Source organism: Rathayibacter sp. AY1C5 (assembly GCF_002931705.1).
Classification (GTDB): Bacteria; Actinomycetota; Actinomycetes; order Actinomycetales; family Microbacteriaceae; genus Rathayibacter.
The window spans coordinates 126,283-145,291 of the sequence record NZ_PSWD01000003.1 but is presented as its reverse complement, the minus strand read 5'-3'; the positions used below and the strand labels follow the sequence as shown (position 1 = coordinate 145,291).

Sequence of the window (19,009 nt, the reverse complement as noted above, 5' to 3'; positions counted from 1 at the left end):
CGGCATCGGTCGGCTCTCGATGCCCGGGGCTCCTCGTCCGTGCTGCGGAGGTGGTCGGCGGCGACTACCAGATGGTGACGCGCTCGCTCGGGGAGAGCCAGAGGGCGTCGCCTTCGGAGACGTCAAAAGTAGCGTAGAACTCGTCGATGTTCCGGACGATCTGGTTGCAGCGGAACTCGGCCGGAGCGTGCGGATCGATGGCGAGGAGGCGGATCGTCTCCTCGTCGCGGGACTTCTGCTGCCAGGCCTGCGCCCAGGAGAGGAAGAAGCGCTCGGCGCCGGTCAGGCCGTCCACGACGGGCGGCTCCTCGCCGTCCAGCGAGAGCAGGTACGCCTTCCAGGCGATGCCGAGACCGCCGAGGTCGCCGATGTTCTCGCCGATGGTCAGGGCGCCGTTCACGTGGTGCCCGGGCGTGGTCGCGGGAGCGAGCGCGTCGTACTGCGCGATGAGCGCCTTCGTCCGCTCCTCGAACGCGGCCCGGTCCTCCTCGGTCCACCAGTCGGTGAGGCGGCCGTCGCCGTCGAAGCGCGAGCCCTGGTCGTCGAAGCCGTGGCCGATCTCGTGGCCGATGACGGCGCCGATCGCTCCGTAGTTCGCGGCGGGGTCGCGGGCCTCGTCGAAGAAGGGGAACTGCAAGATCGCGGCCGGGAAGACGATCTCGTTGAAGCCCGGGTTGTAGTACGCGTTGATCGTCTGCGGGGTCATGAACCACTCGTCGCGGTCGAGCGGGCGGCCGATCTTGCCGAGCTCGCGGGCGAACTCGAACTCGGCCACGCGGCGGGCGTTGCCGAGCAGGTCGGCCGGGTCGATCGAGAGGGCGGAGTAGTCGCGCCAGCGCACCGGGTAGCCGATCTTGGGCGTGAACTTCGCGAGCTTCTCGAGCGCGCGCTCGCGGGTGGCGGGGCTCATCCACTCCAGGTCGACGATGGAGCGGCGGTACGCCTCGATGAGGTTCGCGACCAGCACGTCCATCGCGGCCTTCGCCGTCTCGGGGAAGTGGCGGGCGACGTAGGTGCGGCCGACCGCCTCGCCGAGCGACCCCTCGACGAGCGAGACGGCGCGCTTCCAGCGCTCCCGCTTCTGCGGGGTGCCGGTGAGGGTGCGGCCGTAGAAGTCGAAGTTGGCGTCGACGAAGCCGCTGGACAGGTAGGCCGCGGCTCCGCGGATCACCTGCCAGGACAGCCAGTCGCGCCAGGCCGGGAGGCGGTCCTCGGTGAGCAGGCCCGCGAGGCCCTGGAGGAAGCTCGGCTGGCGGACGACCACCTCGGCGAGCGCCCCCTCCGGAGCGCCCATCGCGGTGAGCCAGACGCCGAGATCGACGCCCGCGGCGAGCTCCTCGACCTCGGACCAGGAGCGGAGGTTGTAGGTCGCCTGGCTGTCGCGGCTGCGGACCTTGTCCCAGTGCGCGGCGGCCAGGTCGGTCTCGAGGGCGACGATGCGCTCGGCGCGGGCCTCGGCGGCGTCGATGCCGGCCAGGGCCAGCATCCGCGCGACGAACGGCGTGTAGGCCTCGCGGACGGAGGCGAACTCCTCCTCGCGGTAGTAGCTCTCGTCCGGCAGGCCGAGGCCGCCCTGGTTGACGAAGACGAGGTAGCGCTCAGGGCTTCCCGGGTCGTTGTCGACGAAGAGGCCGAAGAGCCCGGGGACGCCGGTGCGCTCGAAGGCGCCGACCGCGCGGAGCAGGCCGGGGATCGAGTCGACCCGCTGCACGGCGGCGAGGTCGTCGGCGATCGGGGCGGCGCCGAGCTCCTCGGCCCGCTCCTCGTCCATGAAGGAGGCGTAGAGGTCGCCGAACAGGCGCTCCTCGGTGCCGTGCTGCGCGGTCTGCGCCTCGACGATGATGTCGCGCACGGCCTTCTCCGCCTCCTCCTGGAGGAGGTGGAAGGAGCCGTAGCGCGCCTTGTCGGCGGGGATCTCGGTGCGGTCGATCCAGAGCCCGTTGACGTGCCGGTAGAGGTCGTCCTGCGGGCGCGTCGCGGGGTCGAGTTCGGAGCGGTCGATACCGGAGCGAGGCGTCGTCGAGGTCATGGCGGACAGCCTACGTCGGGGCGCCGACACGGTGGCGCGAGGTGCGGCGGGTCGAGCGCGGAGCCGCGGAGGGCGGGCGCGGAGCCGCGGGAGGGCCGGGCGCGCCACCGTCCGGCTTGCGGGGGCGGACTGCTCCTGCGAGCCGGACGGTGGCCGACGGGGACGCCGGAGCGTCAGCGCCCGAGCTGCTCCTCGACGTACGCGCGGATCGGCGTGGTCGGCCGCCCGATCAGGCGGGCGAGCGAGCCGTCGGTCCCGCCGAGGAGGCCGTCGGCGATGTTCGCGTCGAGGCCGACGACGAAGCCGACTCCGCCCTCGGGGACGCCGGCGCCGGTGAGGACGCGGGCGTGCTCGTCGGAGGAGACGTGACTGATCGCGGCGTCGCGTCCGGCGACCTCGGCGACGATCGCGGCCAGCTCGTCGAAGCTCCAGGCGGTGTCGCCGGAGAGCTCGTGCACGGTGCCGACCAGGGACGGGTCGGTCAGGGCGACCGCTGCGGCCTCGGCGTAGTCGGTGCGCGCGGCGCTGGCGACGCGGCCCTCGCCGGCGCTCGAGAGGGTGCTGCCGGTGGAGGCGAGCTCGGCGACGGTCTGCTCGTAGTTCTCGTTGTACCAGCCGTTGCGGAGGACGACGGCGGGGACGCCGCTGGCGGCGATCGCCTCCTCCGTGGCCTTGTGCTCGGGGGCGAGGATGAGCGCGCTCGTGGTCGCCTTCGGGGTGCTCGTGTAGACCAGGCGCGCGCCGGCGCGGACGGCGGCGCCGATCGCGGCGGTGTGCTGCGCGACGCGCCTGCCGACCTCGGAGCCCGAGACGAGGAGGACGGCCTCGGCGCCGGAGAAGGCGGCGTCGAGCGAGGCGGGGTCGTCGAAGTCCGCGACGGCGGTGCGGACGCCGAGGTCGGCGGCGAGCGCCTCGAGCTTCGCGGCGTCGCGGCCGGTGGCGACGATGTCGGAGGCGGCGGTGCCGCGGGCGAGCAGGTGCTCGACGGCGAGACGGCCGAGGTGGCCGGTGGCTCCGGTGACGACGAGGGTCATGAGGGGTCCTTCCTGACGGGTGGGGCGGGCGAGGTCCGCCGCCAGGAGGGTGCAACCGGCGCATCCTCCTCCTGCTTCCCGGAATGCAGTACCCACTATTTCGTTAGTACTGTCATCACCCCTGTCCCGAGGAGCACCCATGACGATCGCCGACTCCCCCCTGCTCGCCGGGGACGTCTACTCCGCCGACTGCCCGAGCCGCGAGGTCTTCGGCCACGTCACCAGCAAGTGGGGCGTCCTGGTGCTCGCGGCGCTCGCTCCGGGCACGCTGCGCTGGGGCGCTCTGCGGCGCCGGATCGGCGGGATCAGCGAGAAGATGCTCGCTCAGACGCTGCGGATCCTGGAGGAGGACGGCTTCGTGCACCGCGAGGCGCGGCCGGTCGTCCCGCCGCACGTCGAGTACCGGCTGACGCCGCTGGGAGCGGAGCTGGCGGATCGGCTGCTGCCGGTCGTCGAGTGGATCGCGGGGAACGTCGGGGCGGTCCTGGAGGCGCGCTCGGAGGGCCGCCGGGAGGGAAGGTGAGCCTCACCTTCTTGTGAGAACGTTCACGTCCCGTTCAGGGAGGAGCCTCCACCCGGCGGCATCGGCGCCCCCTCCCCCTGCTTGCCTCGATCGCGTCTCCTGCTCGTGATCGAAGGACCTCCATGTCGGACACCGCCCGCCGCCCGCTCCTCCTCCCGATGGCCGGCCACGTGCGCGGCAAGCGCAGCCCCGTCACCTGCGCGCTGAAGTGCGCCAACGCCTGCTCCACCGCGACCTGCAACACGTCGCACAACAGCTACTTCCGCGACATCGTCTCGTCGCAGCTCTCCCGCCGCAGCGCCCTCGGCCTCGGCCTGGCCGGCGCGGTCACCGTCGCCGTCGCCTCCGCCGGAGGAGCGCCCGCCGCCGAGGCGGCCGTGGCGACCTCGGCCGACGGCTCGCCGCTCGCCTTCACTCCGATCGCTCCGGTGCCGTACACGGTCGACCGGTTCACCGTCCCCGAGGGCTTCGCCTGGCAGCCGATCATCCGCTGGGGCGACCCGCTCTTCGCCGACAGCCCCGCCTTCGACATCGCCGACCAGACGGAGGCCGCCCAGGCCGCGCAGTTCGGCTACAACAACGACTACACCGACATCGTCGAGATCCCGGGCTCGAAGCGCCTCCGCGCCCTGCTCGTCGTGAACCACGAGTACACGAACGAGAGCATCATGTTCCCGGCCGCGCAGCTCGAGGCGGAGCCGGAGCGCGTGCGCGCCGTCGGCCGCGCCGCCCACGGCCTCAGCGTCGTCGAGCTGGTCCGCACCGCGGTCGACCGCCCGTGGGCCTACGTCCGCGGGGGCGAGCGCAACCGCCGCTACCTGCTCGACACCCCCTACGAGGTGACCGGCGCCGCCGCCGGCACCGACCTGCTGAAGACGGTCGCCGACCCCGAGGGCCGCACCGTGCTCGGCACGCTCGGCAACTGCTCCGGGGGCACGACGCCGTGGGGCACGATCCTCTCGGGCGAGGAGAACTTCAACGGCTACTTCCGCGCCGTCGGCACGAGCGACGCCGAGAAGCGCTACGGCCTCGCCGACTCCGAGACCTCGCGCCTCTGGGAGCTCGACGACCCCCGCTTCGACGCCCGCACCCCGGGCTACGAGAACGAGCCGAACCGCTTCGGCTGGATCGTGGAGTTCGACCCCTTCGACCCCGACTCCACGCCGAAGAAGCACACGGCGCTCGGCCGGCTCAAGCACGAGGGCGCGAACGTCATCATCGCCCCGGACGGCCGCGTGGTCGCGTACCAGGGGGACGACGAGCGCTTCGACTACCTCTACAAGTTCGTCTCGACGAAGCGCTACATCGAGGGCGACCGCGCCCACAACAAGACCCTGCTGGAGGAGGGCGACCTCTACGTCGCCCGCTTCACCGGCGACTCCCCCGTGGCCGAGATCACCGGCACCGGGGCGGCCCCCTCGGACGGCGGCTTCGACGGCATCGGCGAGTGGCTGCCCCTGGTGCTGAACGGCGCCTCGACGATCGCCGGGATGAGCGTCGCCGAGGTGCTCGTGCACACCCGCCAGGCGGCGGACGCCGCGGGCGCGACCAAGATGGACCGCTGCGAGGACGTGCAGCCCAGCCTGGTCAGCGGCCGGATCTACGTGGCCTGCACCAACAACTCCGCCCGCGGCACCGAGGGCGCCAAGGAGGGCGCGACCGAGGTCAACCCGCGCACCGAGAACCGCGACGGCCACATCGTCGAGATCATCGAGGACGGCGGCGACCAGACCGGCCGCACCTTCACCTGGAACCTGCTGATGCTCTGCGGCGACCAGGCGCAGGGCGACGTCGTCTACTTCTCCGGCTTCCCGGCGGACCAGGTCTCGCCGATCTCGTGCCCGGACAACCTGGCCTTCGACTCGGTCGGGAACCTCTGGATCTCGACCGACGGCGCCCCGAGCGGCATCGGCTACAACGACGGGCTCTTCAAGGTCGCGCTCGAGGGCGCGACGCGCGGCAGGGTGGAGCAGTTCCTCTCGGTGCCCCGCGACGCCGAGACCTGCGGACCGATCGTCCACGACCTCGACCAGCACGTGTTCGTGGCGGTGCAGCACCCGGGCGAGGAGGGCACCTTCGAGGCGCCGACCTCGTTCTTCCCGGACTACGGATCGACGGCGGCGGGAGCGGTGGCGGCACCGCGTCCGACCATCGTGCAGATCCTGCCGGCGTCGCAGGTCGTGGCGCCGACTCCGACGCCGACCGCCGGGCCGACCACGGCACCGACGACCCCGCCGACCACCGCGCCCACGGCGACTCCCACCACGGCACCGACCGCCGGGCCGACTGCGGCGCCCACCGTTGCTCCGTCCCCGGTGCCCACGACCGCGCCGACCGGCACGCCGACCCCGCTGCCCGTCGGCGGCTCGGGCGGCGGGCTGGCCTCGACCGGAGTCGAGAGCGTCGGCCTGATCGCGGGCGCCACCGCGCTCCTGGCCGCGGGCGCCACCGCGCTCGGACTCGGAGCGCGCCGCCGCGCGGCCGCCGAGGGCGAGGACGACCAGCAGGCGTGAGGCCGGACAGGGCCCGGGACCGATCACAGGATCGGGGCCCGGGCCCTGTCGCGCTCGGGGACCCGCCGCTCAGGCCCCCGGGACCGGCGGGCCGGTGCGCCAGCGGAGGATCGCCGCGGCGTCGGCGTCGTGCGGCAGCGTCACCACGTCGACCCCCTCCGGAGCGGTGCGGGAGTCGGTGACGAGCACGCGCGCGTCCGTGAGCACGGCGGCGCGGGCCAGCGCGAGGGCGGCGTCGACGGAGTCGATCACCTCGGCGCCCAGCGCCTCCTCCGGGGCCGACGCGACCCACGGCTCCGCGGCGAGCGCCAGCAGAGCGCGCTCGCGCAGCCGGCCGGGGTCGAGCACCAGCGTCTCGACCTGTGCCGAGGCCAACGCCGTGACGATCGCGCCGAGCGAGTACTCGACGGTGCGGCGCGGCTCCCCGGTGCGCAGGGCGTCGAGCACGTCCTCCTTCTCGCGCAGCAGGATGCGGTCGAGCTGCTCGTCGACGAACCGCTCCAGCGCCCCCTCCTCGCTGCCGGCGGCCCGCGTGTTCACGGGCTCGACGGCCAGGATCGCGGCGCTGCTCGGCGAGAGCTGCTGCGCGAGCAGCTGCCGGGCGTGGATGTCCCCCGCGACGACCAGCAGGCACGGCCGGTGCACGCGCACGAGCTCGTCCACCGCGGCGGCGAGCTCGGCCTGCGTGCGCCGCCAGATCTCCTCCGCGTGGTGGTGGAACCGGTCGTGCCGCCAGCCGCCGGCCTGCGCCTTGTGGAGGGTGTCGGTGCGGCCCTGCACGGCCTGCTCGGCCTCGGGTCGCTGCGCGCCCAGGCGGTGCAGGCGGATCTCGCCGCCGTCCCGCGAGGTCTCGACGACGAGGACGCGCAGGTCGGGCCGGTGCTGCAGCAGCGGCACGATGTCGGGGAGCGGGCTGTAGGAGACGCCCTCGGGCGCGACCGGCCGACCCGGCAGCACTTCGTTCAGCACGACCCTCCCGTCCACGGCGACCGCGAAGAGGCAGCAGGCGCCCTGGGGGCGCCCGGCCCCCTCGAGCAGAGCGGCGAGAGCCCGGATGTCGGCCTGCGGCGCACCCTGGCGGGCGAGCTCGTCTCCGAGGGACGTGGCGCGCTCGAGCGAGATGTCCGGCGGATCCCCGGAGTCGATCGCGAGGTCGACGTAGAGCTGCGACACGGGCCGGGAGTCGCGGAGGAGCTCGGCCAGGGTCGGGAGAGCGGGGGTGGTGGTCACCATCGGGTCGTCCTTTCCTGTCGTGTCCCGACAGTGTCGGACGGCAGGAGCGGGAGGAGGGACGGGGTTGACTGCTCGCGCGCGCCTCAGAGCAGGCGGCGGGCGGAGGCCCAGGCGGTGAGCTCGTAGCGGGAGGAGAGCTGCAGCTTGCGGAGGACGGCGGAGACGTGGGACTCGACCGTCTTGACCGAGATGAAGAGCTCGGCCGCCGCCTCCTTGTAGGCGTAGCCGCGGGCGATCAGGCGCATCACCTCGCGCTCGCGAGCCGAGAGCCGGTCGAGCTCGTCCACCGACTCCGCCTGCTCGCCCGCCAGCGCCCCGAAGGCGTCGAGCACGAAGCCGGCCAGGCGCGGCGAGAACACGGCGTCCCCGCCCGCCACCGCGAGCACGGCCCGGCTCACCTCGGCTCCGGAGCTGGCCTTGGTGATGTAGCCGCGGGCGCCGGCGCGGATCACGCCGACCACGTCCTCCGCGGCGTCCGAGACGCTCAGCGCCAGGAAGCGCGACGACGACCCGGCGCTGCGCCGCAGCACCTCGGCCCCGCCTCCGCCCGCACCGCCCGGCAGGTGCACGTCGAGCAGCACCACCTCGGGCGCGAGCGAGGCGACCAGGCCGACGGCGGAGTCGACGTCGGCCGCCTCCCCGACGACCTCGAGCTCGGGGGCGAGGTCGGCCCGCAGGCCGGAGCGGAAGATGGAGTGGTCGTCGACCAGCAGCACGCGGGTCACCGCTCGACCTCCGCGGGGAGCCGCAGATGCACCTCGGTGCCTGTGCCGCCGACTCCGGGGCGCACGGTCGCGCTGCCGCCCGCGCGCGCCATCCGGCCGATGATCGACTCGCGGATGCCGAGGCGGTCGCCGGGCACCTCGTCGAGGACGACGCCGGGGCCGCGGTCGCGCACGAACACGTCGACGCCCTGCACGGAGGACTCGAGGTACACCGAGACGTCGCCGCCCGCGTGCCGGGCCGCGTTGAGCACGGCCTCGCGGGTCGCGGCGAGGAGCGCGGCGGCGCCGGGGACGGACGCTCCGACGGCCACCACCTCGAGGTGCACGGGGTAGTCGAGCTCGACGGCGGCGGCGATCGCCCGGACCTCGGCGGCCAGGTCGTTGGCGACCGGGACGTCGCGCTCGAACAGCCAGTCGCGCAGCTCCCGCTCCTGGGCGCGGGCGATGCGGGCGACCTCGCTCGAGGCTCCGGCGCGGTTCTGGATGAGCGCGAGGGTCTGCAGCACGGAGTCGTGCAGGTGCGCGGCGATCTCTGCCCGCTGCTCCTCGCGCACGCGGGCGGCCCGCTCGCCCATCAGCTCGGACCAGAGGGTCACCACCCGGGGCGCGGCCAGCACGCCGGCGGCGATCAGCAGCACACCCACGGCGAGCACCGCGTTGAGGGCGCTCGGGCGGCCGGTGAGCACGGCCGCTCCGGCGAGCACCAGCAGCGCGCAGGAGGCGAGGCGCACCGCGGAGCCGTACCGGGCGGGGCGGACGGCGTCGCCGCGGTCGAGCCCGAGGCTCCAGCCGACGGCTCCTCCCGCGAGCAGGCCGACGGCGACGAGCGCGCGGGTGATGTCGGCGTCGTCGCCGCTGTCGACGGTGATCAGCACGGCGAGCGCCGCGACGGCGGCGGCGAGGGTCAGCAGGCCGGCCACGGGAGCGGAGCGGCGGACGGCCGGATCCGCGTCGCGCGAGTCGAGCGGCGCGAGGGGCACCAGCGCCCAGAGCCAGAGGTAGAGGAGCGCGCCGCCCCCGCCGAGCGCGGTCGTGAGGACGGCCAGGAGGCGGGTCCTCCGCACGCTCCAGCCGAGGTGGTCGGCGACCGCGGTGCACACTCCGCCGAGCAGCATCGTCCGCGGCCGCTGCAGCGGGGGGCGGACGGCGGTGCCGGGGACTGTGCTCACCCCTGCATCCAAACAGGTCGGCCGCACGATCGGGGGTGCTCTCGGGGTCGGATCAGGGGTTCCCCCGATGGTCCGGGCCGTGGGGCGCACGGGAGACTCGCAGCATGACAGGACAGAGCACGACCCCGCCGGGCTCCGCGGAGCCGGACGGCACGGATGCGGCGAGCACAGCGACGACGCCGATCGGGACGGATCCCGGAGCGGCCGGCCCGGCCAGCACCGGCCCCGAGAGCCCCGACCCGGGAGCCTCCGGCCCCGCCGATCCGCCCCCTGCGCCCGAGAACCGCTTCGTGCTCTGGCTGCGCGGCCTCGACCTGCCTCGCCGCCCCGGCTGGATCGGCGGCGTCTGCGCGGGGATCGCCGACCGGCTCGGCATCGACCCGCTGATCGTGCGCGGGATCGTGCTCGTCGTCGCGGTGCTGGGCGGGCCCGCGCTCCTCCTCTACGCCGCGGCCTGGCTGCTGCTGCCCGACCAGGACGGCGCCCTGCCGGTGGAGCGGCTGCTCCGCGGCTCGCTCGACCGGGTGCACGCCGGGATCGGCGTCCTCGTGCTCGCCTCGATGCTGCCGGTGGCGCAGGGCTTCTGGTCGCTCGGCGGCGCCTACACCGGGGCGATGCCCTGGGCGCCCGCGACCGGGCGGACGCTGTGGTCGCTCGTGGTGCTCGGGCTGATCGTGGCCTTCGTGGTCTGGATCGTGCGGCGGAGCCGGCGATCGGACGACGCGGCCGCTCACCCGGCCCCGGGCTCCCCGTCCGCACACCCCTCCGCGACGCTCCCCTACCCCGCGCCCTCCGCTCCCGCCTACCCCGCACCCGACCCCGGGCTGCAGGACGAGCGCCCCTCGTCCCCCGAGGCCGTCGCCGAGTGGCGCGAGCGTCAGGAGGCCTGGCGGGCCGAGCGGGAGGCGTTCCGCGCCCAGCAGAGCGCGTCTGCCCGTGAGACGGCCCGCGCCCGGGCGGAGGAGGCGCGACTCGCCGCCGCCGCCGTCACCGCCGCGCGCCTGGAGCGCCAGCGTCTCCGACGCGCCGCGAACCCCCGGCTGCGGGCGAGCCTCACGCTGCTCGCCCTGGGCGCCGCCGCGCTGACCGGCGCACTGGTCTCGCTCACCGCCTCCGGACCGACGGCCCTCGTCGTCGGAGCCGCCTCGGTCGCGCTCGTGCTCGCCGTGGTGATCGTGCTCGCCGGCCTGTTCCGGAGGCGCGCGATCGCGCTGATCGCCCTCGCGACGGTCGCGCTGGTCACGGCCGCCTGCGCCGCCGTGCTGCCGACCGACCGCGAGCTGCTCCCCGTGCTCGGCACCTACGGCTTCTCGAGCGCCGCTCCCGGCCGCTACGCGACGCTCGCGGCGAGCGACCTGCGCGTCACGGTCGCACCCGGCTACGAGACCTCCGGCGAGCCGCTGGACCTGTGGATCGGCTACGGGCACGTGTCCGTCGCCACGACGGCGGGAACGGCGGTCCGCCTGGAGGCGACCACGGAGGACACCGAGCTCCTCGTGCTGGACGCCGACGGAGGCGCGATCGACGCGCCCCGCGAGGTCCGCACCGCCGACGGCCGTCAGCTGTGGACGCAGACCTTCGGCGATCCCGAGGCCGAGCCGTTCGTGGTCCGCATCGCCCAGGAGGGCGGGTCGATCCGCGTCCAGGACTCCACACCGGGCGCCGACTCCGGCACCATCGCGCCGGACGCCGACGCCACCCCGACACCCACCCCGAGCCCCACCCCCCAGACCGGAGCCGCACGATGACCACCACGCCCACCCCCGCCACCGCTCGCCCGCGGATCCGCGTCGGCGCCGTCCTCTACGGACTCGTCCTCGCCGCCGCCTCGATCGGATTGCTCGTCGTCTCGGCCGACCCGGTGCTGCGCGCGCAGGTCGTCGAGCGCGGGATCACCCTCGAGCCCGGCGCCGCGCTCGCCCTGGCCGTCGCCGCGCTCGGCGCCATGGCGCTCCTCCTCGCGCTCGCCCGCCTGCTCGACCGGCGCGCCGCTCGCGACGACGGCTGACCCCGGCGCGGGACGCCGGGTGCTCGCAACCCCCTGCCCCGCATCCGCCGAGAGGCGCAGACTCGTCCCGGGCGATCGCCCGCCACCCCCTGGAGACGAGACCATGCCCTTCTGCGCCCTCGAGAGCCTCCGCTGATGGAGCTGGGCATCGCCGCGATCGTCGGCATCTCGGTCCTCGTCGCGGTCGCCGTCTTCTCGCGGCGCCTCGGCGTCGCCGCCCCGATCGTCCTCGTGCTCGCCGGCGTCGGCCTCTCGTACATCCCCGGGGTGCCGGAGGTGGTCGTCCCGCACGAGTGGGTGCTCGACGGCGTGCTGCCGCCGCTGCTCTACGCGGCGGCGCTCAGCGTCCCGTTCATCGACTTCCGCCGGAACCTCACCACCATCACCGGCCTGTCGGTCGTGCTGGTGCTGATCTCGGCGGCCGGCGTCGGCGCGCTCCTCTTCCTCCTCCTCCCCGAGCTCGGGCTGGGCCTGGCGATCGCCGTGGGCGCGATCATCAGCCCGCCCGATGCGGTCGCCGCGACCTCGGTCGGCCGGCGCCTCGGCCTCCCGCCGCGTCTGCTCACCCTGCTCGAGGGCGAGGGACTGATCAACGACGCGACCGCGCTGGTCCTCCTCCGCTCGGCTCTCGCCGCCGCCGCGGGGACGCTCGCGACGCCGTGGGCCGCGATCGGCGACTTCCTCTACGCGGTCGTCGTGGCCGTCGTGGTCGGGTTCGTGGCCAGCGTCGTCACCGTCTTCGTCCGCTCGCGGCTCGAGGACCCGGTGCTCAACACCGTCCTCTCCTTCATCGTCCCCTTCGTCGCGTTCATCCCCGCCGAGGGCCTGGGCGCCTCGGGCGTGCTCGCCGTGGTCGTCGCCGGCCTGCACACCGGGCACGCCTCCTCCCGCGCTTTCACCGCCCAGTCGCGGGTGAACGACCGGATCAACTGGCGGACCGTGCAGTTCCTGCTCGAGAACGGCGTGTTCCTGCTGATCGGGCTCGAGATCCGCTCGCTGATCCACGACGCCGACAGCGCGCGCCTCTCCGTGCCCGGAGCTGTCGGGATCGGCCTGATCGCGGTGGTCGGGCTGATCGTCGTGCGCTTCCTCTGGGTCGGCCCGGTCCTCCTCGGCGAGCGCTGGCAGACCCGCCGGGCCGAGCGCCGGGCCCGCGAGCAGAAGGAGCTGCTCGAGTCGCCCGAGGCGCAGGAGCTGCCGAAGGAGGAGCGCGGCCGGGCGAAGCGGCGCTACCTGCTGCGGCGCAGCGACTACCGGCACTTCAGCCGCAACGGCATCGGCTGGCGCGGCGGTCTGGTGCTCGGCTGGTCCGGGATGCGCGGAGTGGTGACCCTCGCGGCCGCGCAGTCGCTGCCCGAGGACATCCCGTACCGCCCGCAGCTCGTGCTGATCGCCTTCACCGTGGCCGTCGCGACCCTGCTGATCCAGGGCAGCACGCTGCCGCTGCTGATCCGGGCGCTGGGCATCCGCGGGATCGACGTGCCCGAGGACCAGCGCGCGCTCGCGGGCCTGCTCGACGAGATCACCGAGAAGGGCCTCTCGGTGCTGGAGCGCCCGGGCGACGCCGTCGAGGGCGCCGACGGCGTCGCTCCGGACGTCCTGGAGCGGGTGCGGCAGACGTCGTTCCTCCGCTCCGAGGCCGCCTGGGAGCGCTCGCGCGGCACGGAGAGGTCGGTCGCGGACACTCCGCACCGCCTCTACCGAGCGCTGCGCCTCGCCGTGGTCGCGGCCGAGCGGGAGGCGCTGCTGGACGCGCGCTCGCGCCGCGCCTACCCGCAGCGCATCCTCCGCGACGCCCAGTCGCTGCTCGACCTCGAGGAGACGCGGCTGCGCGTGCGGCGGGGCGCCGAGTCCTGAGGGCTCGGGATCGTGACGATCGTTCCCGGGGATGCCCGCGCTGATCCGCGCCCTGTGGAGGAGCGCCGGGCTCCTCGAGTGCGCCATCCGGATCGACCCCTCGGACCACGGCCGTCCGGCCTCCCCGGCATAGCCCGCCGATGCGTCACCCCCCGTTAAGCCCGCGCTCCCCGCTTCCTCTGGCACTGCCGTCGCCCCGCCCGTAACCTGCGGATCGCCTGAGAATCGGAAGCTCGATGCGCCCGCACTCGAAGAGGGGTGGCGGGTCGGGGCGGATCCCCTCGGGCGATATCACGAGGGCCGATCCGCGCGCCAGCCCTCGCAGAGAGGGCAGACGGGGCACTGAGAGGAACGCTATCCCGTGCGGCGCCGGAGCGCACGCCTCACTTCGTTCGAGTGCTCTCAGGTCCAGTCGAGAGCGGAGCGCTCGGCCCAGTAGCGGACCGGATCCACGGCGAGCGCCGGGAGGTCCGGGAGCTCCCGGGGCTGCGCGCGCAGGTTGGCCCGCAGCTGCTCCGGAGTCGCCGCGCCGCTCAGCACGACGTCGGCCCAGGGCTGCGCGAGGGCGGCCCCCAGGGCGACGGCGTCCGGCGCGGCGCCGACGTGCTCGATCGGGTGCGCCACGAGCCTCCCGTTGGCGAGGGCCTCCTTGACCACCACCAGCCAGCCGTCGTCGTGCGCGGCGGCGAGCGCCCGGCCCGCGGACTGCTCGAGCGGGTTCCAGGTGCTCTGGACCGCGCTGAACGGCGACTCCGGGATCGCGCGGGCGAGCTCGATCACGCGCGCCTGCTCGGGTCCGCTGGTGGAGAGGCCGACGCGCACTCCGGAGCCGGCGAGGCCGCGCAGTCGGTCCAGCAGCGGGCGGTCGGTGAGGGCCGGGCTCTCGGGAGTGATCGAGTGGACGAGGTAGGAGTCGGGCGCCGAGCCGAGCGCGTCGAGCGTGAGCGGCCACTGGCGGTCGAGCATCGCGACCGAGTGCTCCTTGCGCTCGTGCACCGGCGCATCCATCGCCCACCCGCCGACGTACTCGTAGCCCCACTTCGACTCGATCGTGAGCGCCGCCCGCCGCTCCGGATGCCGGGCGAGCCAGCCGCCGAGGAACTCCTCCGCCCGCCCGTAGGAGCGCGCGGCGTCGAGGAAGCGGACGCCGGCGTCCCACGCCGCGTCGAGCAGCAGGTGCGTGCGCTCCCTCAACGCGTCGACGCTCCGCTCGGCCGCAGGGCCGAGGTCGTCGTCGCGCCCTGCCGTGATGTACGCCGGCCGGCCCACGGCCGCCAGCCCGATCCCGAAGCGCTGCATCCCGCCCACGGTACGCCGGTCCCGGAGCTCCGGCAGCCGCTAGCGTCGAGCGGTGACCTCCGCCCTCGACCGCAGCATCCTCCGGCTCGCCGTCCCGGCGCTGGGCTCGCTGGTCGCCGAGCCGCTGTTCCTGCTCACCGACTCCGCCCTGGTCGGCCATCTCGGCGCCGTCCCGCTCGCCGGGCTCGCGCTGGGCGGCACGGTGCTGCAGACGATCGTCGGCCTGATGGTCTTCCTCGCATACAGCACGACTCCGCGGGTCGGCCGGGCCCTCGGCGAGGGCGACGAGCGAAGGGCCGTGGCGGCCGGGATCGACGGCGGCTGGCTGGCCCTGCTCCTCGGCGCCGGCATCGCCGTGGTGGGCGCGCTGACCGCTCCGGCCGTCGTGGCGCTCTTCGGCGCGGAACCGGCGGTGGCCGAGGCGGGCGTGCGGTACCTGGCGGTGAGCATGGCCGGGATCCCCGCCATGCTCGGCGTCTTCGCGCTCACCGGGCTCCTCCGCGGCTTCCAGGACACCCGCACTCCGCTGGTGATCGCCGCCGGCGGATTCGCCCTCAACGCCGCTCTCAACGCCGTGCTGATCTACCCGGCCGGCCTGGGGATAACCGGCTCCGCACTGGGGACGGTGATCGCGCAGTGGGCCATGCTCGCGGCCTACGCGGGAGTCGCGCTGCGGCTCGCCCGGAGGGTCGGCGCGCCGCTGCGGCCGCACCTCGCGGGCCTGGCCTCCTCCGCGGGATCCGGCGGCTGGATGCTGCTGCGCACAGCGAGCCTCCGCGCGGCGATCCTGCTCGCGGTCGCGACCGCCACCTCGCTCGGGGCGGAGGAGCTGGGCGCCTTCCAGGTGGCGATGACGCTGTTCTCGACGGTCGCCTTCGCCCTCGACGCGGTGGCGATCGCCGCGCAGGCGCTGCTGGGCCGCCTCCTCGGCGCGGGCGACGCCGAGCAGGCCCGAGCCGTCACGAAACGCTGTGTGACCTGGGGAATCGGTGCGGGAGTAGTGCTCGGAGCGCTGGTCACCGGTCTGAGCGGTGTCCTGCCGTACGTCTTCTCGAGCGACCAGGAGGTGCTGCGGCTGCTCCCCGCGGCGATCGCGGTCGTGGGCCTCACCGCTCCGCTGGGCGGCTACGTCTTCGTGCTCGACGGCGTGCTGATCGGCGCCGGCGACGGCCGCTACCTGGCGCTCAGCGGCCTCGCGAACCTCGCCGTCTTCGTCCCGCTCGCCCTGCTCGCCCCCGCCGCGCCCGCCGAATGGCGCCTCCTCGCGCTCTGGCTCGCCTTCGCCGTCGGCTTCCTCGGCGCCCGCGCGGTCACCCTCGGGCTCCGGGTCCGCAGCGACGTCTGGCTCCGCTGACCGCACTCCTCCCCTGTGGAGAAGCCTGTGGACAACTCCGGTCAGCGCGGCGGAGCGCTGGTGTTCCCGCGGTGGAAGACGGCGTGGAAGCAGACCGCCTCCGCCTCCTCGTCGGCCAGGAGCGCGACCGCGGCCCGTCCCGCCGCACGGCCCTTCTCGACCGCGGGCTGGGCCATCGTCGTGAGGTCGTACTCGGCCGCGAGACCGGGCACCTGCACGCCGTCGAAGCCGACCACCGAGAGGTCCTCGGGCACGCGCAGCCCGCGCTCCTCCGCCGCGAGGATCACGCCCGCGGCCAGCAGATCGCTCTGCGCGACGACCGCGGTCGGCGGCTCCGTCCCCTCGAGCAGCGTGCGGCCCGCGGCGACGCCCTCGTCGACGGAGCTCGCCGCGGCGGCGACGACCGACGCCTCCGGGAAGACGTCCTGCACGCCGAGGAGGCGGTCGACCGGAGTGATGCTGGGGCTCGAGCGCCAGCCGGGCGGGATCGCGCCGCGGCGGCGGTCCTTCGCGAACGGGAGCGCGACCACCGCGACCCGCTCGTGGCCGAGCTCGCGCAGGTGCTCCGCGAGGGTGCGGCTGGCCTCGCGGTTGTCGAGCGAGATCACGGCGCCGCCCAGCTCCGAGAGGCCCTCGACCACGACGACCGGCACCCCCCGGCGGCGCAGCACGGCGACGGAGTCGTCGACCGACGGGCTGCAGCCGACCAGGATCATCGCGTCGACCGGGGCCGTCGCCAGCAGGCCCGCGCCGTCGCCGGTCTCGGTGAGCAGCAGGATCCCGGCGTCGACCCCGCCGAGCACGTCGGCGATCCCGTCGAGCATGGCGATCTTGATCGGGTCGCGGAACGCGTGCAGCATCCGCTCGTCCACGACGACCCCCACGATCCCCGAGCGGCCGCGGCGGAGCGAGCGCGCCCGCGGGTCGGGGCCGGCGTAGTCGAGCTCGGACGCCGCGCGCAGCACCCGCTCCTTCGTGGCCTCCGAGACGGGGCCGGAGCCGCTGAAGACCAGCGAGGCGGTGGAGGGGGACACTCCGGCCCGGCTCGCGACGCGGGCGAGCGTCGGCCGGGGGCTCTTGCGGGGTTCCACGTTCCTCCTCGTGGGGGCGGCGCGCTCGTCGTCGGTTGACCGTCCCCGGGGTTCCGGATAGCTTAGACCGGCTCGCTTCGAATCGATTCGACCGTGCCTCTCGATCCGATGCCCGGATCCCGCCCGCACCAGGAGAACCGCCATGACCTCGACGTCCGCGCTCACGCGCCCGCAGCTGGTCGCCTGGCGCAACGCCGTCTTCACGATCTTCGTCCTCAGCGGGATCTCGATCGCCACCTGGGTCTCGCGCACCCCCGCCATCCGCGACGAGCTCCAGCTCTCGACCGCCGGAGTGGGCCTGCTGATCCTCTCGATGTCGATCGGCGCGATCGTCGGACTCGCGTTCTCGACGCCGGTCATGGGCGCGATCGGCGCCCGGCGCGGCATGGCGCTCGGCCTCACCGTCTCGGCGGCGGGCCTCGCGGTGCTGGGCGTCTCGGCCGACGTCATCGGCGTCCTCCCCGCGGCCTTCGCCGGCATGGCGATGCTCGGCTTCGGCAACGGAGCGGTCGACGTGATGATGAACGTCGAGGGAGCGGCCAACGAGAAGGCCTTCGGCAAGACGCTCCTGCCGCTGTTCCACGCCTTCTTCAGCCTCGGCACCGTGGCCGGCGCGCTGATCGGCGCGGGCGCCTCCGCCCTGGCCGTGCCCGTCGCCGTCCACCTCGGCGCGATCGCCGTGGTGATCGCCGTGACCGCGGTGATCGCGATCCGCTTCGTCCCGGTCCGCGAGGAGCTCGACACCTCCGGCGCGGCGACCACGGTGAAGCCGCCGGTCCGCGAGCGCGTCGCCGCCTCCCTCGGCGTCTGGCGCGACGGCCGCCTCGTCCTCATCGGCCTGATCATGCTGGGCATGGCCTTCGCCGAGGGCTCCGCGAACGACTGGCTGACCCTGGCGATGGTCGACGGCCACGGCACCGACAAGACGACCGCCGCCGTCGTGTTCGGCGTGTTCGTCGCCGCCATGACGGTCGGACGCGTGATCGGCGGACCCGTGCTCGACCGCTTCGGCCGCGTCCCGGTGCTGCGCGCCTCCGCCGGGCTCGCGATCGTCGGCATCCTGCTGTTCATCCTCGCCCCGGTCGACGCGCTCGTCGTCGTCGGCGCGGTCGCCTGGGGTCTGGGCTGCTCGCTCGGCTTCCCGGTGGGCATGTCGGCCGCGGCGGAGGGGCCGCACTCGGCCGCCCGCGTCAGCGCGGTGGCGATGCTCGGCTACGTCGCGTTCCTGGTCGGACCGCCGGCGATCGGCTTCCTCGGCGAGCACTACGGACTGCTGAACGCCCTCTTCCTGGTGCTGGCCCTGGTGGTCGTGGCCGGGCTCGCCTCCCCCGCCGCCCGCAGCCGGCGGAGCTGACCGCCCCGCTCCACGCGCCTCCGCAAGCCCCCGTGGGGCCCGGGCGCCCTGGCGCGCCTCCCCCTAGGCTTCCCAGGACGGCGGTGGAGGGGGAGCGGATGCGGTACCGAGCGCGCGACGGCGCCCTGCTCCACGTCGACGAGCACGGAGCCGGTCAGGGGCGGCCCCTGGTGGTCGTCCCCGGTGAGCCGGAGCGCCACCCCTCCTACCTCGGCTCGTTCGCCTCGATCGCCTGCACGCGCCGCGTCCTCGTGCTGCACCCGCGCGGAGTGGGCGGCTCCGCGGAGCTGCCTCCCGCTCCCCCGGCCACGACGGCCGCCGACGTGGAGGACCTCCGCCGCCACCTCGGCGTCGACGAGCTCGATCTCGCCGCGCACGACTCCGGCTGCCGCGCCGTCCTGCTCGCCGCCGTAGACGCGCCCGAGCGCGTCGCCCACCTGCTCCTGATCGCCCCCGGCACCGCCTGGCTCGGGATCGACGACCGGGCTGCCGGTCACACGACTCCCGCCGGCTCCGACGACACCGCGGCGATCCGCGACGCTCTGCAGCGCCTCGACTGCCCCGCAGTCGTCCTCGGCGGCGAGGACGATCCGGTGACGGGCATCGCAGCCCTGGAGGCGCTCACCGCGCTCCTGCCGCAGGCGAGCCTGGCCGTCATCGAGTCGAGCGGCCACTACCCGTGGGCGGAGGCGCCGGCCGAGTTCGCGGTCGCGCTGCGCGCCTCGCTCTCGGTGCCGCCGCCCGCTCCTCCGCTCGGCCGCCGGCCTCCCGTCGCCGCGCACTGAGCCGGGAGCCCGCCGGGGCCGTGCCGTCTATCCTC

Annotated in this window: 15 protein-coding genes; 8 read left to right on the top strand and 7 right to left on the bottom strand. The window is 74.8% G+C overall.

The window, feature by feature from the left end:
* Positions 1-64: 64 nt before the first annotated feature.
* Positions 65-2,029 (bottom strand): M13 family metallopeptidase, encoded by a 1,965-nt coding sequence (locus C5C57_RS04305; protein WP_104260965.1) that lies wholly within the window; start codon positions 2,027-2,029, stop codon positions 65-67.
* Positions 2,030-2,202: 173 nt separating this feature from the next.
* Positions 2,203-3,063, bottom strand: a complete 861-nt coding sequence (locus C5C57_RS04300) for an NmrA family NAD(P)-binding protein (protein WP_104297334.1) — start codon at positions 3,061-3,063, stop codon at positions 2,203-2,205.
* A gap of 139 nt (positions 3,064-3,202) precedes the next feature.
* Here C5C57_RS04300 and C5C57_RS04295 point away from each other — a divergent pair, with 139 nt between their 5' ends.
* Together C5C57_RS04295 and C5C57_RS04290 are read left to right on the top strand one after the other, a co-directional pair.
* Positions 3,203-3,586 (top strand): helix-turn-helix domain-containing protein, encoded by a 384-nt coding sequence (locus C5C57_RS04295; protein WP_160033071.1) that lies wholly within the window; start codon positions 3,203-3,205, stop codon positions 3,584-3,586.
* A 122-nt stretch (positions 3,587-3,708) separates the two neighbouring features.
* Complete coding sequence (locus C5C57_RS04290) at positions 3,709-6,099, top strand: PhoX family phosphatase (RefSeq protein ID WP_104260966.1); 2,391 nt, start codon at positions 3,709-3,711, stop codon at positions 6,097-6,099.
* A gap of 69 nt (positions 6,100-6,168) precedes the next feature.
* On the opposite strand, the gene C5C57_RS04285 is transcribed toward C5C57_RS04290, so the two are convergent.
* From C5C57_RS04285 to C5C57_RS04275, 3 genes are all read right to left on the bottom strand, one after another.
* Positions 6,169-7,332, bottom strand: coding sequence for a Vms1/Ankzf1 family peptidyl-tRNA hydrolase (locus C5C57_RS04285; protein WP_104297333.1), 1,164 nt, complete (start codon positions 7,330-7,332; stop codon positions 6,169-6,171).
* Positions 7,333-7,415: 83 nt separating this feature from the next.
* Positions 7,416-8,057: a response regulator transcription factor gene (locus C5C57_RS04280; protein ID WP_104225749.1), complete on the bottom strand. Its 642-nt coding sequence runs from the start codon at positions 8,055-8,057 to the stop codon at positions 7,416-7,418.
* The gene (locus C5C57_RS04275) at positions 8,054-9,226 is read right to left on the bottom strand and encodes a sensor histidine kinase (protein ID WP_104222840.1); all 1,173 of its coding nucleotides are present in this window, start codon (positions 9,224-9,226) and stop codon (positions 8,054-8,056) included. Before C5C57_RS04275 ends, C5C57_RS04280 begins: the two co-directional genes overlap by 4 nt.
* A gap of 104 nt (positions 9,227-9,330) precedes the next feature.
* Between C5C57_RS04275 and C5C57_RS04270 the strand changes: the two genes are divergently transcribed.
* The 3 genes from C5C57_RS04270 to C5C57_RS04260 all read left to right on the top strand — a co-directional run bounded on the left by C5C57_RS04270 (position 9,331) and on the right by C5C57_RS04260 (position 13,091).
* Positions 9,331-10,974 (top strand): PspC domain-containing protein, encoded by a 1,644-nt coding sequence (locus tag C5C57_RS04270; RefSeq protein WP_104297332.1) that lies wholly within the window; start codon positions 9,331-9,333, stop codon positions 10,972-10,974.
* Positions 10,971-11,234 carry a hypothetical protein gene (locus tag C5C57_RS04265; protein WP_104225751.1) on the top strand — a complete coding sequence of 88 codons (264 nt, stop codon included), beginning with the start codon at positions 10,971-10,973 and terminating at the stop codon, positions 11,232-11,234. Before C5C57_RS04270 ends, C5C57_RS04265 begins: the two co-directional genes overlap by 4 nt.
* Positions 11,235-11,369: 135 nt before the next feature.
* Positions 11,370-13,091, top strand: coding sequence for a sodium:proton antiporter (locus tag C5C57_RS04260; RefSeq protein ID WP_104297331.1), 1,722 nt, complete (start codon positions 11,370-11,372; stop codon positions 13,089-13,091).
* Between the two features lie 402 nt (positions 13,092-13,493).
* Here the strand turns inward: C5C57_RS04260 and C5C57_RS04255 are convergent, their stop codons facing one another.
* Positions 13,494-14,390 (bottom strand): aldo/keto reductase, encoded by an 897-nt coding sequence (locus C5C57_RS04255; RefSeq protein ID WP_104247567.1) that lies wholly within the window; start codon positions 14,388-14,390, stop codon positions 13,494-13,496.
* 52 nt (positions 14,391-14,442) lie between these two features.
* Here C5C57_RS04255 and C5C57_RS04250 point away from each other — a divergent pair, with 52 nt between their 5' ends.
* Positions 14,443-15,744 (top strand): MATE family efflux transporter, encoded by a 1,302-nt coding sequence (locus C5C57_RS04250; RefSeq protein WP_104247566.1) that lies wholly within the window; start codon positions 14,443-14,445, stop codon positions 15,742-15,744.
* Between the two features lie 41 nt (positions 15,745-15,785).
* Here C5C57_RS04250 and C5C57_RS04245 read toward each other — a convergent pair whose 3' ends face one another.
* On the bottom strand, positions 15,786-16,835 hold the full coding sequence (locus C5C57_RS04245; RefSeq protein WP_258072412.1) for a LacI family DNA-binding transcriptional regulator: 1,050 nt from the start codon (positions 16,833-16,835) through the stop codon (positions 15,786-15,788).
* 142 nt (positions 16,836-16,977) lie between these two features.
* Here C5C57_RS04245 and C5C57_RS04240 point away from each other — a divergent pair, with 142 nt between their 5' ends.
* Complete coding sequence (locus C5C57_RS04240) at positions 16,978-18,189, top strand: MFS transporter (protein ID WP_104225755.1); 1,212 nt, start codon at positions 16,978-16,980, stop codon at positions 18,187-18,189.
* 98 nt (positions 18,190-18,287) lie between these two features.
* The gene (locus tag C5C57_RS04235; protein ID WP_104297330.1) at positions 18,288-18,974 is read left to right on the top strand and encodes an alpha/beta fold hydrolase; all 687 of its coding nucleotides are present in this window, start codon (positions 18,288-18,290) and stop codon (positions 18,972-18,974) included.
* The last annotated feature ends 35 nt before the right edge of the window (positions 18,975-19,009 follow it).